11 protein-coding genes are annotated in these 16102 nt (G+C 38.6%); 5 read left to right on the top strand and 6 right to left on the bottom strand.

The genetic code is table 11. The features are described from left to right. Positions 1-59: 59 nt before the first annotated feature. From NST46_RS08870 to NST46_RS08860, 3 genes are read left to right on the top strand one after another with little or no spacing between them, the layout of a single operon-like run. Positions 60-836 (top strand): enoyl-CoA hydratase/isomerase family protein, encoded by a 777-nt coding sequence (locus NST46_RS08870; RefSeq protein ID WP_341137071.1) that lies wholly within the window; start codon positions 60-62, stop codon positions 834-836. A gap of 13 nt (positions 837-849) precedes the next feature. Continuing rightward, positions 850-1992, top strand: coding sequence for an alpha-hydroxy-acid oxidizing protein (locus tag NST46_RS08865; RefSeq protein WP_341137070.1), 1143 nt, complete (start codon positions 850-852; stop codon positions 1990-1992). A 37-nt stretch (positions 1993-2029) separates the two neighbouring features. Continuing rightward, a complete protein-coding gene (locus NST46_RS08860; protein ID WP_341137069.1) occupies positions 2030-3244 on the top strand; it encodes a CaiB/BaiF CoA transferase family protein in 1215 nt (404 codons plus the stop codon). A 190-nt stretch (positions 3245-3434) separates the two neighbouring features. On the opposite strand, the gene NST46_RS08855 is transcribed toward NST46_RS08860, so the two are convergent. The 5 genes from NST46_RS08855 to glgB all read right to left on the bottom strand — a co-directional run bounded on the left by NST46_RS08855 (position 3435) and on the right by glgB (position 11622). Next, complete coding sequence (locus NST46_RS08855; protein ID WP_303448263.1) at positions 3435-5867, bottom strand: glycogen/starch/alpha-glucan phosphorylase; 2433 nt, start codon at positions 5865-5867, stop codon at positions 3435-3437. Between the two features lie 13 nt (positions 5868-5880). Continuing rightward, positions 5881-7311 (bottom strand): glycogen synthase GlgA, encoded by a 1431-nt coding sequence (gene glgA, locus NST46_RS08850; RefSeq protein ID WP_341137068.1) that lies wholly within the window; start codon positions 7309-7311, stop codon positions 5881-5883. 140 nt (positions 7312-7451) lie between these two features. Then, the gene (gene glgD / locus NST46_RS08845; RefSeq protein WP_095311961.1) at positions 7452-8558 is read right to left on the bottom strand and encodes a glucose-1-phosphate adenylyltransferase subunit GlgD; all 1107 of its coding nucleotides are present in this window, start codon (positions 8556-8558) and stop codon (positions 7452-7454) included. Then, positions 8555-9709, bottom strand: coding sequence for a glucose-1-phosphate adenylyltransferase (locus tag NST46_RS08840; RefSeq protein ID WP_341137067.1), 1155 nt, complete (start codon positions 9707-9709; stop codon positions 8555-8557). The genes glgD and NST46_RS08840 overlap by 4 nt, the downstream gene beginning before the upstream one ends. Then, the gene (gene glgB / locus NST46_RS08835) at positions 9709-11622 is read right to left on the bottom strand and encodes a 1,4-alpha-glucan branching protein GlgB (protein ID WP_340002759.1); all 1914 of its coding nucleotides are present in this window, start codon (positions 11620-11622) and stop codon (positions 9709-9711) included. Before glgB ends, NST46_RS08840 begins: the two co-directional genes overlap by 1 nt. Before the next feature lie 374 nt (positions 11623-11996). Here glgB and pulA point away from each other — a divergent pair, with 374 nt between their 5' ends. Together pulA and NST46_RS08825 are read left to right on the top strand one after the other, a co-directional pair. Then, positions 11997-14141 carry a type I pullulanase gene (gene pulA / locus NST46_RS08830; protein WP_341137066.1) on the top strand — a complete coding sequence of 715 codons (2145 nt, stop codon included), beginning with the start codon at positions 11997-11999 and terminating at the stop codon, positions 14139-14141. 240 nt (positions 14142-14381) lie between these two features. Beyond that, on the top strand, positions 14382-15380 hold the full coding sequence (locus NST46_RS08825; protein ID WP_118889266.1) for an LLM class flavin-dependent oxidoreductase: 999 nt from the start codon (positions 14382-14384) through the stop codon (positions 15378-15380). Between the two features lie 70 nt (positions 15381-15450). On the opposite strand, the gene NST46_RS08820 is transcribed toward NST46_RS08825, so the two are convergent. Beyond that, positions 15451-16059, bottom strand: coding sequence for a DedA family protein (locus tag NST46_RS08820; protein ID WP_341137065.1), 609 nt, complete (start codon positions 16057-16059; stop codon positions 15451-15453). Between the last annotated feature and the right edge of the window lie 43 nt (positions 16060-16102).

Here is a 16102-nt window from a genome sequence, read left to right as displayed (position 1 = left end):
GCCGATTTCGGACCTTCTCATCCTTCTTTTTGAACACACACTACTTGGAGGTTTTTTGCATGTCAAATGATCTTTATATTGAAAAACATGGTACGATTGCAACGATTACTATTAATCGCCCTGAAAAGAAGAACTGTTTTTCACTCGCTATGTTCCAAAAATTAGAAGTATTACTAGATGAACTCAAACAAGATAACGCCATAAAGCTCCTCATTGTCCGTGGTGTTGATGAAACAGCTTTCTCCGCAGGCGCAGATATTACAGAATTTCTAGAAGTTCGTTTACATGCAGAAAAGGCAAAAGCGTATAATGACTTTGCACTAGGGGCAATTGAAAAGCTATATCGATTTCCAAGACCAACAATTGCCATGATTCAAACGCTGGCTATCGGCGGAGGTCTGGAGCTTGCTAATGCATGTGATTTCCGATTTGCAACGTCAGGGAGTAAGCTCGGAATTACTTCTGCAAACATCGGTATTGTGTATAATCTGACAAGTACAAAACGACTATTTAATTTAATTGGTCCTTCTAAAACAAAAGAATTGCTTTATACAGCAAAGCTGATTACCGCAGAAGAAGGTAAGGACATTGGCTTAATTGACTATGTATGTGCTCCTGAGGAAATTGAGGAAGACGTTTCTAATTTCGCTAAACAAATCCTTAAGAAATCCCCAGTAGCAAACGCAGGTATTAAACAAGTCATTCAAGCTATTATAGATGGAGATAATACAGAAACCGATGCTATTTCAAATCTCATTCTGGAATCCTACAGCTCGGATGATTATGTGGAAGGCATACAAGCTTTCTTAGAGAAACGAAAACCAAACTTCTTATAAAGGTGTGACACGAATGACAACTGTACAGAAAAATGACTCATTTATCGAAAGCATCGTTTCATCCGAAGTATTCCCTTTTAGCGCAGAGGAATTAGAAGCAGCGGCTAAAGGTAAAATCGATACAGCTGCATTTGGTTACACCCGATCTGGTGCTGGTGGTGAAGAAACATTAAGAAAAAACATCGCTAGCTTTGAAAAGTATTCAATTGTTCCTAAATATTTAAACGATGTGTCTGTCGCTGATACGAGCATTGAACTATTTGGCCGTACTTACGCACATCCATTTCTGCTTGCACCTGTCGGAATGTTAAAAATAACACATGAGGATGCAGAGATCGCAGTAGCAAAGGCAGCTGCAAAATACCATGTGCCATATATTCAAAGTACGGTGTCCAGCTACTCCATTGAGGAAATAGCTGCTGCATCTGCCAAAAGTCCAAAATGGTTCCAGCTCTATTGGTCCAATAACGAAAATATTTCGTACAGTATGGTAAAACGAGCGGAAGAAGCTGGTTATGAAGCAATTGTTTTGACGATTGATACATTTATGTTTGGCTGGCGGGAAGAAGATATGCGAAATCGCTTCTCTCCTCTAAGAGAAGGTTATGGAAAGGCAAATTACATTACGGATAATGTCTTCTTATCTACTCTGGCACATGATGATCACGACTCTGTGATTCAAGAGATATTGCAAAATATTTATCATCCTACACTCAATTGGAAACATGTAGCTGAGCTGAAAAAGCGTACATCCCTACCAATTTTATTGAAGGGTATCTTACACCCATCTGATGCAAGACTTGCAATCGAAAGTGGTGTCGACGGCATTATTGTTTCCAATCATGGTGGCCGTCAGCTGGATGGAGTTATTTCTAGTATTGATGCACTTCCAGCGGTTGCAAAAGAAGTAAGTGGAGAACTCCCTGTTTTACTTGATAGTGGAATTCGTCGCGGAGCAGATGTTGTCAAAGCTCTCGCACTAGGTGCTGATGCGGTATTATATGGAAGACCTTACGTATATGGGCTAGCAATCGCTGGACAAACCGGTGTCGAAAAAGTACTCGAAAACTTCATTCAAGAGACAAAAGTTTCACTCGCACTTTCTGGAGCAGCTAATGTGAAGCAAGCTCGTCATATACATGTTGTAAAAAACTAGCAACGATAGCATAACAATCTTAAGGAGTGGGCATCCAATGGAACAAGCATTAAAAGGCATGAAAGTGGTTGATCTATCTCAGGTTTTAGCAGGACCCTACTGTACGATGGTATTAGGTGACATGGGTGCCGATGTCATTAAAGTAGAGAAATATCCAATTGGCGATGATACACGCACAATGGGACCATATATCAATGAAGAAAGCTATATGTATATGATGGTCAACCGGAATAAAAGAGGCATGTGTGTCAACTTGAAAAATGAAGCAGGTTTACAAGTTTTATATGATCTTATCAAAGACGCGGATGTCTTTGTAGAAAACTATCGTCCAGGTGTAACAAAGAAGCTAGGCATTGATTATGACACGTTAAAAGAAATTAACCCAAATCTTATCTATTGCTCCATCTCTGGTTATGGACAAACCGGACCATACAGCAATAAGGGCGGATTTGATATTATGGCGCAAGGCCTTTCTGGTTTAATCGATATGACCGGCGAAAGGTCAGGAAACCCTGCTAAAGTTGGGATCGCCATTCATGATATTGCTGCAGCAGAAACAGCTATTCAATCGATACTTACTGCCTATATCCACCGACTAAAAGGGGGAAAAGGCCAGTATATCGACATTTCACTCGTCGACTCTGGACTAGCCTGGACGGTTTGGGAAGCTGCTGCTTACTTTGGTAAAGGTGAGGTTGCACGCCGGAACGGCACTGCACACCGTGTATCTGCACCTTATCAAGGCTTTAAGACGAAAGATGGCTTTATTCTAATCGGAGCAGGAAACCAAAAGTTATGGGAAAATTTATGTCGTCATGTTTTGAAAAAACCGGAATGGATAGAAGAACAACGTTTTTTAACAAACAGTATACGGGCAGAAAATGCAGCAGAACTTGAAGCGGTAATGGAACAAGTTCTAACAACTGAATCCAGTGACTACTGGCTCGATCTATTAGATACGCATGGAATTCCATCTGGCCCAATCTTATCCTATGATCAAACATTAAATAACGAACAGATTAAGTCACGTGACATGATTTTGGATTATGAACATCCGATTGTCGGTTCCATGAAAACGCTTGGATTCCCAGCTAAATTTTCCGAAACACCTGGACAACTTGTGAAGCCTGCCCCACTCCTTGGACAGCATAATAAAGAAGTTTTAACAGAGCTTGGATATACACCTGAAGCTGTTGAGCAATTGACTGATGATGCTGTTCTGAATAACAGACCAAGCAAAGTAGAGGCTTAGATCGTAAATTTCAATAATTAGATCGTATTTTAGCTTGTATTCTTCCTGAATTGGACCGTATTTTTCCCAAATCGGATCGTATTCTCTCTAGATTGGACTTCCAGATTTCAACTTAAATCGGATACAAGTTCGTAAGTGAGCAATGTAAAGTCACGTCAATAGAGAAACCGGGCAACTCAGCCCGGTTTTACTATACCTTTTTAATTTTCCATATCTCCGTTGCATACTCCTGAATCGTCTGATCACTTGAGAATTTTCCCGAGTAAGCTATATTTGTAACACTCATATTCAACCACGTATTTCGATTCCGGTAAGCCCGTTCAATAAGCTCATGTGCCTCCAAGTACGGTTCAAAATCCTTAAGTACAAAATACGGATCATTGTGGTATAGAATATTGTAATAAATATCCTTAAATTCGATATTATGCACACCGAACTCCCCTTGATTCAACTGATCTAAAATTCGCTTGATTCGATCATCTGTATTATATAGATCTCGAGCATGATAGCCACCGTGCTGATAATAATCCAACACTTCATCCGCTGTCAGTCCAAAAATAAACATATTCTGATCACCGACTAAATCATGAATTTCAATGTTCGCTCCGTCCATTGTACCTAATGTCAGAGCCCCATTCATCATCATCTTCATGTTGCCCGTTCCAGATGCTTCTTTACTCGCGGTTGAAATCTGTTCACTAATGTCAGCAGCCGGAATAATCTTTTCTGCAAGGCTCACATTATAGTTCTCCAGGAAAATGACCTTTAATCGATCCCTTACATCCGGATCATAATTTACAATAGAAGCTACCGTATTAATTAATTTAATAACTTCCTTCGCTAAATGATAGCTTGGAGCTGCTTTAGCCCCAAAAATAAATGTTCGTGGTGTAATATTCTGGTTCGGATTATCCTTCAGCTCGTTATATAAATAAATCACATGAAAAATATTTAACAGCTGACGCTTATATTCATGCAGCCGTTTGATTTGCACATCGAAGATCGATCGCTCATCCACCGTGATTCCTAAATGCTGATGAATATAATTCGCTAACACTTTTTTATTCTCGTGCTTTACATGGTCGAATTTCTCCAACAAAGCATTATCATTCGAGTACTTTAACAAACTAATCAGCTGCTTTGGCCGCTTCACCCACTGCGGTCCAATTATGTCTGTTATCAAACTAGCAAGCTTTGGGTTCGCCTGCAATAACCAACGACGATGGGTAATTCCATTTGTCTTATTATTAAATTTCTCTGGATACAAGGTGTAAAAGTTTTTCATTTCTTTTTTCTTCAGGATTTCTGTATGAATTCGTGCTACTCCATTGACACTAAAGCTTCCAACAATTGCCAGTCTTGCCATATGGACGCGACCATGTGCAATTATCGCTAAATCGGGTATGGAATCCCTTAACTCCTCATGATCAAACCAGATGCCTTTACAAAACCTTTCGTTGATTTCATCAATAATCATATAAATTCTCGGTAAAAGATTTTGTATCATCTCCTCCGTCCACGTCTCTAAAGCCTCACTCAATGTAGTATGATTCGTATAAGCAATTACTTTCGTCGTTACTGCCCAAGCATTATCCCAACTAAAGCCTTCATCATCCATTAGAATCCGCATCAATTCTGGAATGGCCAAACTTGGATGTGTATCATTAATTTGAATAACTACTTTTTCTGCCAAACGACTAAGTGGTAAGTGATGATTTCGTTTAAAATGCTTTAAGATATTCTGAATACTTGAAGACACTAAAAAATATTGTTGCTTTAAACGCAGCTCTTTTCCCTCATAACTAGAATCATCAGGATATAAAAATCCTGATATTTGTTCAATGGAATGCTGATGATCAAGGTCATGATAATATTCCTTATTTTCTTCCAGCAAGCCATCCCCATTATTTTGATGAATTACTTCAGCACTCCACAAACGTAACGTATTTACTGTATCGTTCTTATAACCGACAATCGGAATATCATACGGAACTGCCATTACCTTATCTGTATTCCGGTATTCAAATTCAAGTGAGCCATCATTTTTCTTAAACATATGTACGTCACCATGGAATTGAATAACGACTGCTTCTTCCTCATTCCTCGTTTCCCACGGATATGGATTTTTCAGCCAGTAATCCGGCAATTCAACCTGGTTGCCGTGGATAATACGCTGCTCAAATAACCCATAACGATAGCGAATCCCGTATCCATGACCAGGAAATTTTAACGATGCCAATGAATCTAAGAAGCATGCTGCAAGACGTCCTAAACCACCATTTCCTAACGCAGCATCATGCTCTTCAGCAAAAACATCTTCTGGATCAAGACCAAGCTCTTGCAAAGCTTTCTTCGCTGTATCGAGCATGCCACAATTTAAGAGATTACTTGCAAGCATTCTGCCGATTAAAAATTCCATCGATAAATAATAGACTTCTTTATGCTTGCCATCCCGATAGCTTTTGCGAGTTTGAAACCACTGCTGTTTTATCTCTTCATTGGCAATCGATGCAAGCACATAATAGATGTCCTTGGATGTCGCTTCCTTCACTTCTCTTCCTTTATCGGAAATAAGCCTTCTTAAAATTTCCTGTTTCAATGTATCTACCGTTACGTGTGCCAAGGAAAAGTTCCCCCTATCCGATAATTGATTCCGGTATAAGTTTTGTGTAAATTTCAGCATATTGCTGTGCTGAATCCTTCCAGCTGAATTGACTTTTATTTACGTTTTTCAATAGGTTCTGCCATTCAGTTGTATTTGCATATATTTTTATTGTGTAACGTAAAACATTTAATAGGTCGTGTGCATTATAATTCGCAAAGCTAAAACCGTTTCCCTCGCCTGTCAACTCATTATAAGATATGACTGTGTCTTTTAATCCGCCAGTCTCTCGAACAACCGGAACCGTCTTATACTGCAAAGCAATCAACTGAGATAACCCACACGGTTCAAATTTGGATGGCATCAAAAAGAAATCCGCGCTTGCATAAAGCCTTCGAGCAAGCCCTTCATCAAACGATAGAATCGCTTGTGCTTTATCCGGGTAACGACTCGCTAGATCCGCAAAGTAGTTTTCAAATTCAGGGTCTCCAGTTCCTAGTATGATAAACTGAACATCTCCCTCAAGAAATTCATCTAAAATATGCTGGACAAGATAAAGACCCTTCTGTTCTACTAGTCTCGTTATAATAATATACAATGGGGTTCCTTCTTTATAAGGAAGGTTGATTTCTTCATGGAGTTTGATTCGATTTTGTCTTTTCTTCAATCGTGCTGTTCGATAATTTACAAATAGATTTGGATCGGATGATGGATTGTATTCCTTTGTATCAATTCCATTGAGCACACCAAGAAGGTCATCTGACCTCTCTCGCAGCATACCGTGTATCCCTTCACCATAATAAGGGTTCTTAATTTCCTCTGCATAGGTTGGACTCACAGTCGTAATTTTATCCGCATGGAATAGGGCACTTTTAAGACAATTGAACATTCCATCCCATTCCATCCCAGCAATATGTTCTTTCCCAAGATTGAAGAAATCATCAAATATATGTAGTGGCATAACACCTTGATATTTGAGATTGTGAATCGTAAAGATTGTCTTCATCTCTTCAATCGGCTTCATAATGTTCGCAAGTGCCACCGTTATTCCAGCTTGCCAATCATGCGCATGAAGCACTTGGGGACGATAATCAAGATGCCTTAATGATTCCATAACAGCATGACTGAAGAACACAAAACGTTCCCCATCATCGTAATAGCCGTAAATCCCTTTCCTCGTAAAATAATAGTCATTAGCAATAAAATAGTACGTAATTTGATCATGTACGAGCATAAATAATTGTGCTTCTTGTTTCCGCCAGCCTAATTGCACGTCAAAGGACGTGAGATATTCCATTTGATTTTTCCATACATCATCGATTTCATCGTACAATGGTAATATTACGCGGACTTCCAGCTTTTCCTCTTTCTGCAGTGCTTGTGGAAGTGATCCTACTACATCCGCTAACCCACCTGTTTTAATAAATGGGGTGCATTCAGATGCAACAAATAATATATTGCTCATGTCTTCTCACCTTCCTTTTATTTTTAAAAAATTCATTACGAAAAAATTGCTCTCTCTCCTACAACAATAAATCCGATAGCTACAAGACAATTCATATGCCCAGCAGATATCGTCACTAGCGGATCTTCCGCTTTTGTCTATTAAATAACCTGTCTTTTGGCAACTACATATGGCTTTTCTTTTGAGCCGATTATTTTCTGGCCTTTGGTTACATGGACATCCTTATCAAGAATGACATTCTCCAGATGGACACCTTCTTCAATGGTGCAGCGTTGCATAATAATGGAGTTTTTCACAGTAGCTCCTGTCTGAATGGAAACGTCACGAAATAGAATACTCTCCTCCACTCTTCCATCAACTACACATCCGTTGGCTAACAAGGAATGTTTTACCTCCGAGCCTTTACGATATTTTACTGGTGGATTGCTGGATATTTTTGTTCGAATGAAATGGTTGCTTAAAAATAAATCATGATAACTATCCGCATCTAGTAAGTTCATATTTTGCCTGAAATAACTTTCAATTGAATTAATAAATGCACTGTACCCTGTGTGTTCAAATCGTTGTACCTTTAAGTCAGCAAGCTTATCCTTAACACCGCATATAAAAAAGTTATCTTTATGATAAGCAATACATTCATCTACTAATCTCATTAATAGATTCTTGTTTATAATATAGACGCCTGTAAATAACTCTGCATTTGTTTGATCGTTTGTAATCTCGGTTACCCACCCATTTTCATCTGCTTCAATGCGGAAATAAGGGTAGTGCTCAGGAAATAGTTCTTTGACATTTGTCGAAATTAATGTTATATCTGCCTCTTGTTCCAAATGATACGTAAATGCATCTTTATAGTCGGAATTTGATACAAATTGACTGCCGCTGATTAATACATATTCAGATTGGCTTCGATGGAAATAATCACGGTTATTATGAAAAAAACGCAAATCGCCTTGTGATCTGTCGGAAGGATCATTCCAATCTGGCGGAAGAATAAACAATCCTCCGTTCCTTCGATCTAAATCCCAATTTTCCCCAGTTCCTAAATGGTCTAATAAAGAGCGGTATTTGTTGCGAGCAAAAATTGCAACCTCATTAATATTCGAATTCACCATATTGGATAATGTAAAATCAATCATTCGATAGCGCCCACCGAAAGGAATCGATGCACTATTGCGAAAATATGTCAGCTCATTAAACACATGGTATTCATGATCTAAATTGATTAGTCCCATCATTTTTTTCATTTACTTTCTCCCCCGGCTGGTGTCAGCATGCCACCTAAAGTTTCCTGGTTAATAACAAATGGTTCTTGAAATTCATCTATTTCAATTGTTGTTCCTGCTGGAATTACCGTATTTTCCATAATAATGACACGATTCAACCTGCAATTTTCACCAATTCTCACTCCCGGATGGATAATCGATTGACGGACAGTGCTCGCTTGCTCCACTCGTACATTTTCAAACAAAATGGAGTTTTCAATAGTCCCATGTATAAAGCAACCAGAATTAATTAGCGAATTGTTTACAGTTGCCGTTTGGCTTATATATTGTGGAGGCAGATTCGAATCATGTGTGTAAATTCTCCACGATTTATGATTGGAAATAAGGCCAAGATTTTCATCAAGCAGGTCCATATTTGCTTCCCAATAGCTTTGTATTGTTCCTACATCCTTCCAGTAGCCATGGAATCGATATGCAAATAGGCGCTGCGTATCATCAAGCATAGCAGGAATAATATCCTTGCCAAAGTCATGGCTGGATGCTTTATTTTGTGCATCCTCAAGTAAGTAGGCCTTCAATTTATTCCAAGTAAATATATAAATCCCCATCGACGCTAGATTACTCTGTGGATTCTTTGGCTTTTCTTCAAATTCAAAAATCCTTAGATTATCGGATGCATTTAAAATCCCAAAACGTGATGCATCGTCCCATGGAACCTCAATAACAGAAATGGTCGCATCTGCATTTGTTTCCTTATGCTGTTCAAGCATTTTCTGGTAATCCATTTGATAAATATGATCACCGGATATAACAAGTACATACTCCGGATTAAATTGATTAATAAAATGCATATTTTGATAGATTGCATCCGCAGTTCCTGAATACCAGTCACCACCTGTTTTTGCTGTATATGGAGAAAGTACGGTTACGCCACTTTGTTTATCCATATCCCACGGTTTCCCATTCCCAATATGCTTATTCAGCTCGAGTGGCGAATACTGTGTTAGCACGCCTAAGGTTGAAATGCCTGAATTGGTACAATTACTTAAGGTGAAATCAATGATTCGATATTTCCCACCAAAAGGGACAGCAGGTTTAGCAAGATGATGCGTTAATTCCCCTAAACGTTTTCCTTCCCCTCCAGCTAATAACATACCAACACATTCCTTCATTACAACGCCTCCTCGACATCTTTTTTATATTTGAATATTGCGATAGCTAATGGCGGAATTTTTATCTTAATATGCTGTGGTAATCCATGCCACTTTTCTTGGAAACTAAAATGATTATTACTATTTAGCTGATTAGAACCGCCAAACTTCTCTTGATCAGAATTAAACACTTCCTGATAGGTTCCTGGAATTGGAACACCAATTTTATAGTCATAGCGAATTTCAGGCGTAAAATTGCAAACGATAATTAGTTCTTGATCTTGTTTCTTCCCCCTGCGTCTAAAAGCAATAATGCTTTGATCTATGTTATGTGGATCAATCCATTCAAATCCAGCTGGATCATGATCCAGATCATAAAGCTCAGGGTTGCTTGTATAAAACAGGTTTAATGCTTTTACATATTGGAAAATCCCTTGATGGAATGGATAATCTAATAAATGCCAGTCTAGTTCTTCTTTGTCCTTCCATTCCGCATATTGGGCTAACTCTCCTCCCATAAAGAGAAGTTTCTTTCCTGGATGGGTCATCATATAACCATATAACAGCCTCAAGTTTGCAAATTGCTGCCACATATCTCCTGGCATTTTATCCAATAATGATTTCTTCCCATGCACAACCTCATCGTGTGAAAGAGGTAATAGGAAGTTCTCCGAATGTGTGTACATAAAAGAAAAGGTAAGCAAGTTATGATGCCATTTCCGATGAATCGGAACCTTTTTCATAAAAGTCAGCATGTCATTCATCCAACCCATATTCCACTTAAAGTTAAAACCGAGCCCACCTGAATAGGTTGGGGATGTAACGAGTGGCAAGTCCGAACTGTCTTCAGCCATCATGAGTGTTTGTGGCTCATAGGAAAAAATAACTTCATTCAGTTTACGAATAAAGGCATAAGCTTCTAAGTTCTCTTCTCCTCCATACGAATTTTTTATTCTTTCCTCTCCATCCTGTCGGTCAAAATTTAAATACAGCATACTTGCAACAGCATCAACACGAATACCATCAATATGATATTCCTGTAACCAAAATAATGCATTGGAAACGAGAAAACTTTGAACCTCCGGCCTTCCAAAGTCGAATGCTAATGTTCCCCAGGTTCTTTTATCAGCCTTCAATGGATCCGCGTACTCGTATAACGGTTCTCCATCAAACCGCCGTAAAGCAAAATCATCCTTACAGAAATGCCCCGGAACCCAATCCATAATTACGCCAATCTGATTTTGATGACATTGATCCACGAAGTGTTTAAATTCATGACGGGGTCCATAACGTGAAGTAACCGCATAATAGCCTGTAATTTGATAGCCCCAAGACAAATCGAATGGATGCTCTGCAAGTGGTAATAATTCAATATGGGTATAGCCCATCGACTTCACGTAGGGAATCAATTCCTCCGCTAGCTCTATGTACGTATAAAACTCACCAGAATCTTGCTTTTTCCACGAACCAAGATGAACTTCATATATCGAAATAGGTGATGAATAAGCATCAAAGGATTTCTTACTTTGCTTCCAAGCATGATCATTCCATGTATACGTAGAATCTTTTTTTGGAGTTAATGAAGCTGTATTTGGTCGAAGCTCTGATTGAAATGCATAAGGATCTGATTTTAACAAGATTTGATTTTCTGGAGTAATAATTTCATATTTATAAGGTAAGCTGCCTGTAACGTCCGTAAAAAAGCCCGCCCAAACCCCTTGCTCCGTCAGTCGCTCCAATGGATGGCTTTTTCCATCCCATTGATTAAAGTCACCAACGATATTAATTTGTTTCGCATTTGGTGCCCATACGGCAAAACGGTATCCCTTTACTCCTTCCCATTCGATGAAATGGCAGCCCATCATTTTGTAACTTTCATAGTTGGTTCCTTGGTGGAATAAATAGATATCCTGTTCTGAAATATTGTAGTTCAAAAAAGGGCCTCCTTCTTAGGCAACTTGGTATTCACATGTCTCATGATAAACCAGTTTTTTCTAACAATAATCATCATTATAGATACAATCCTATGATATTTCAAGATAGTTATCAGAAAATTCCTTCGACACTTTCCTAATAAAAATGTCACATCCTGTCGAAGTATCTTGAATATGTCTGCCTACGTATGTTTATGTATAATTGTGGTAAAGTTAGTAAAGAATTCTTTAGAATTACAGTGCAAAAGCTGGAGCAATCGGTTTATTCATATTAAATATTTATATTATTTTATTGACAAGCGAGAAATTCCCGAAAAAGTGGATATAACATATACTAAAAGAAGTGAAATGCATTGGAAGAGGAGATGCTTTTTGTGGAAAAACAAGTTGCTTGGATTGATAACATTCGAACGCTGACTTACAGCGATCATCATATACAATCATTAATTAATACCGACAACAAGTTGCCTTACTTGTTTTGGAAGGCGGAAAATAAAGTTTTACCAATAAAGCAAATCAAAAATATTAATGATACTACTGTAGAATTAGAGGTTGCTGAGGAAATTCCCCTTGGTGAGGACCTATTTCTTCATTGTGGTGACACAGAGATACCTGTCTATCCCCGAGGGATTGTACGAACAGACTGGTTTGACAAGCGTTATGCTGCCATTGATCAATCATTAGGAGCAATTTGCAGTCCAAACGCCACTATATTTTCTGTCTGGGCTCCTACCGCTACTTCCGTCAAAGTCATTTTAAATGAAAACAGCTATCTATTAAACAAGCTTGAAAAAGGGGTTTGGAAGCTGGAACTAAAAGGTAACTGGCATGGTCAATCATACGAATATGAAGTAACTGTAAATGGGAGTAATAAGCGAGTCAATGATCCATATGCCAAAGCATTGCTTGCCAATAGTCAAAAAGCAGTTGTCGTCGACTTTACAAGAACAGAACAATTCAGTATAAATCAAAAGCGCCCATTTATCCAACAGTTACAAGATGCGATTATTTATGAGCTACATGTTAGAGATGCAACCATCGATCAAGAAAGTGGTGTTCAAAATCGAGGAAAATTTTTAGGCTTAGCCGAAACAGGAACAACTACGAAAAATGGATTTTCTACGGGGCTATCCTATCTAAAAGAGTTAGGTTGTACGCATGTACAGCTATTACCCATTAATGATTTCGCACGTGTTGATGAGTTTCATCCAAATGATGCATATAATTGGGGATATGACCCCCTGTTTTTCCAAACGCCTGAGGGAAGTTATTCCGTATTGCCTGACAGACCAATCGCACGAATTAATGAACTAAAAGCAATGATTCAAGCATTCCACAACGAAGGAATCGCTGTTATTCTAGATGTCGTATTTAACCATGTTTTTGTCATGGAAGAGTCGCCATTTGAACAGCTTGTTCCTGGCTACTACTTCCGCTATCATCCAGACGGAACCTTAAGTAATGGAACTGGAGTGGGAAATGATATCGCCTCGGAAAGAAGAATGGTACGTAAGTTTATCTTGGATACAATTGATTTCATGCTTTCAGAATATCACGTGGACGGCTTTCGCTTTGATCTAATGGGAGCAATGGATATAGAGACAATGCAACAAATTGAAAAACGATGTCAGAAAGAAGAAGCTCCAATTATGCTACTCGGTGAAGGATGGGATTTGCCAACCGCACTTGATAGCAGCTTAAAAGCAACAAGTTATAATGCAAGCCAATTAAGCGAGATTCGTTTTTTCAATGATTATTTCCGAGATTCAATGAAAGGAAACTTATTCGAACAGCAAGATACTGGCTATATCAATGGTGCTGGGCGTTTCTTAGAAAGAATGCCTCATTTGCTCTCCGGTGCTGCATTAGATCCAAACAATCATGCTTCTATAAATGTTAACCAAACTATTAACTATGTAGAATGCCATGATAACCATACACTATGGGACCGCTTATGTTTAACACATCCAGACCTTCATGATCATGATCGTAAAAAAATACATCAATTGGCTACAGGCATTACACTATTAAGTCAAGGCGTTCCATTTCTACATGCAGGTCAAGAATGGTTTCGCAGTAAACAAGGGGACGAAAATAGTTACCTTTCTGGTGATTCGATTAATATGCTGGATTGGAAGAAAAGAGAGCAGGAAAAGGAAAACATTGCATTTGTGAAGGCTTTGATAGCTTTAAGAAAAAAATATACTGTTTTTCGAATGACTTCACAAAAAGAAATTCAGCAACGATTCCATGTGCTTGAAACGCCATACCCTGTTTTTGGCTTCACCTTATTAGGAGATACGGATGACTTCTCTATTTATATTAATCCAACGAAGGAAGAATTCGACCTCCATCTTCCCTCTTCTGGAAAATGGAAAAGAGCGGTATCCAATAGCGTTTCTGAAAAGGAAGACATCATTGGCGAATTTACAGGTATCCATGCTTATGAAATTATTGTTTTTCAAAAGACACGAAATAGAGCAACAAATGAAGTAGCAGTTGTATTACCTGGCAATTAATGTTTTCAAGCTTATTTTTCCAAGACATTGAGGCTGAGACAAAAGTGTTTTTATGAAATAAAAACCGAACATGTTTGGTGGAAATAACTCGCTCTGGAAATATACTTCGCGCATCCAGAGGCGGCTGGAGTCTACGTATATTTCCTACACCAAGCTTATGCATCGTTCGTCTTTAACATTAAACACTTTTGTTATGTCCCAGCTTCTTTCTAAATTTGAATTAGAAAGGAAGGCCAATCTATGATTCCGTTAAACATACTCGATTATGCACTTATTGATGAAGGTACAAATGCAAATGAAGCATTAAAACATACAACAGAGCTCGCACAACTTGCAGATAACCTCGGCTATAAGCGTTACTTAGTGCCAGAGCAGCATCAGGCACTCTCCATCGCTAGCAGTGTACCAGAAATGCTTATGATGCACTTAGCAACCTCTACTACTAACATTCGAATTGGTGCAGCTGGAGTGATGCTTCCACATTATAGTCCGTACAAAATCGCAGAAACATTTCGAACACTCGAAGCAGTTCATCCAGGGAGAATTGATCTAGGGATTGGCAATAGCTCTGGTGGCAGACTTGTAAACCATGCCTTGAATGAGGAGAAAGATGAACGTCTAACCTATGAGCAACAAGTAATAGATATACAAAAATACTTAACCGATGATTCTGATCCTGAACATCGTTTTCACCAATTAGTTGCAACTCCAGTTACCGATACCTTACCTGAAATTTGGATGCTCGGATCTGGCGGCAAAAGTACGAAAATCGCCACAGAACAAGGTACAGCTTATACCTATGCCCATTTTTTCAAGCCCTCAGAGGTCGGTAAGGAGATTATTTCTACCTATCGTAAGAACTTTAAACCTTCTCCCTTTCATGAAAAGCCAACTGTTTCTATTGCTGTTTTTACCATTATTGGTGAAACAAAAGAGGAAGCTCAAAGCTTTGCAGGAGCTTTTGAACTTTGGATGGCATCGCTTGAAACTGCAAAGAACCCACCCTACTTCCCCTCGGTTCAAACAGCACAAAAGCGACGTTATAGCTCTTTTGAAAAACAAAAGATCACTCAGATACGGAAAGGAGCGATTGTCGGAAATGCCCATCATGTCAAAGAAGAAATTTTGAAATTAGCGGAATTTTATCAAGCAGACGAGGTCACAATTGTTCCAAACCTTCCAGGAGCTGCAAATCGAAAGAAGGCAATTCAATTATTAGCAAAGGCATTTGGGCTTTAATTAGCTGCTTGCAAACAGAAGGTGGGCGATTTCTCCCCTAATCGCCCACCTTCAAATACATTTTAATCAATTATTTTTTAAATCGCTTCTTAATAAAAAACCACATCAATACAATGAATAGAACTGCGAGTACTGCATAAACAATATTAGAATAGATATCCATATAACCAACAATTGTTTCCCATGAATCGCCAACTGCAGCACCAATATTAACGAGAACAACATTCCAAATAAATGTTCCTACCGTTGTTAATGCTAGAAATACCCAAAAGTTCATGCGCGCCATCCCTGCAGGCAGAGAAATTAAACTTCTAATTAAAGGGATAAAGCGGCAGAAGAATACCGTCCATACACCATACTTCTCAAACCAAGCGTTTGCTTTATGAATATCCTCTCGGGTAAGTCTGAGAATATGTCCCCACCTGTCCACTATTTTTTCAATTCGATCCACGTTAATGACAAATCCTACTCCATAAAGAACAATCGCTCCTACAACGGAACCAATAGTAGCTGCAATTACTACTCCTAGAATAGTTAAATTCGAATGGGTCGTCATAAATCCGCCAAATGTTAAAATTACCTCAGATGGAATTGGAGGAAAAAGATTCTCTATCATAATTAATAAAAAAATTCCAATGTAGCCAAATTGCTCCATTATACTTGTAATCCAGTTTTCCATTACTTTATTCTCCTATACATCAATATGCTCCTTGCCAGCTAGT

Source organism: Oceanobacillus sp. FSL W7-1309 (assembly GCF_038002145.1).
Classification (GTDB): Bacteria; Bacillota; Bacilli; order Bacillales; family Amphibacillaceae; genus Oceanobacillus; species Oceanobacillus profundus.
The sequence above is the reverse complement of the archived record's forward strand: the minus strand, read 5'-3'. Positions and strand labels throughout refer to the sequence as shown.

What these genes read in the sequence shown, in the direction of transcription:
- NST46_RS08865 (WP_341137070.1), top strand. Translation starts at nt 850, where the DNA reads ATGACAACTGTACAGAAAAATGACTCATTTATCGAAAGCATCGTTTCA.
- NST46_RS08840 (WP_341137067.1), bottom strand. Translation starts at nt 9,709, where the DNA reads ATGAAGGAATGTGTTGGTATGTTATTAGCTGGAGGGGAAGGAAAACGT.
- NST46_RS08860 (WP_341137069.1), top strand. Translation starts at nt 2,030, where the DNA reads ATGGAACAAGCATTAAAAGGCATGAAAGTGGTTGATCTATCTCAGGTT.
- glgA (WP_341137068.1), bottom strand. Translation starts at nt 7,311, where the DNA reads ATGAGCAATATATTATTTGTTGCATCTGAATGCACCCCATTTATTAAA.
- glgD (WP_095311961.1), bottom strand. Translation starts at nt 8,558, where the DNA reads ATGAAAAAAATGATGGGACTAATCAATTTAGATCATGAATACCATGTG.
- NST46_RS08870 (WP_341137071.1), top strand. Translation starts at nt 60, where the DNA reads ATGTCAAATGATCTTTATATTGAAAAACATGGTACGATTGCAACGATT.
- NST46_RS08825 (WP_118889266.1), top strand. Translation starts at nt 14,382, where the DNA reads ATGATTCCGTTAAACATACTCGATTATGCACTTATTGATGAAGGTACA.
- NST46_RS08820 (WP_341137065.1), bottom strand. Translation starts at nt 16,059, where the DNA reads ATGGAAAACTGGATTACAAGTATAATGGAGCAATTTGGCTACATTGGA.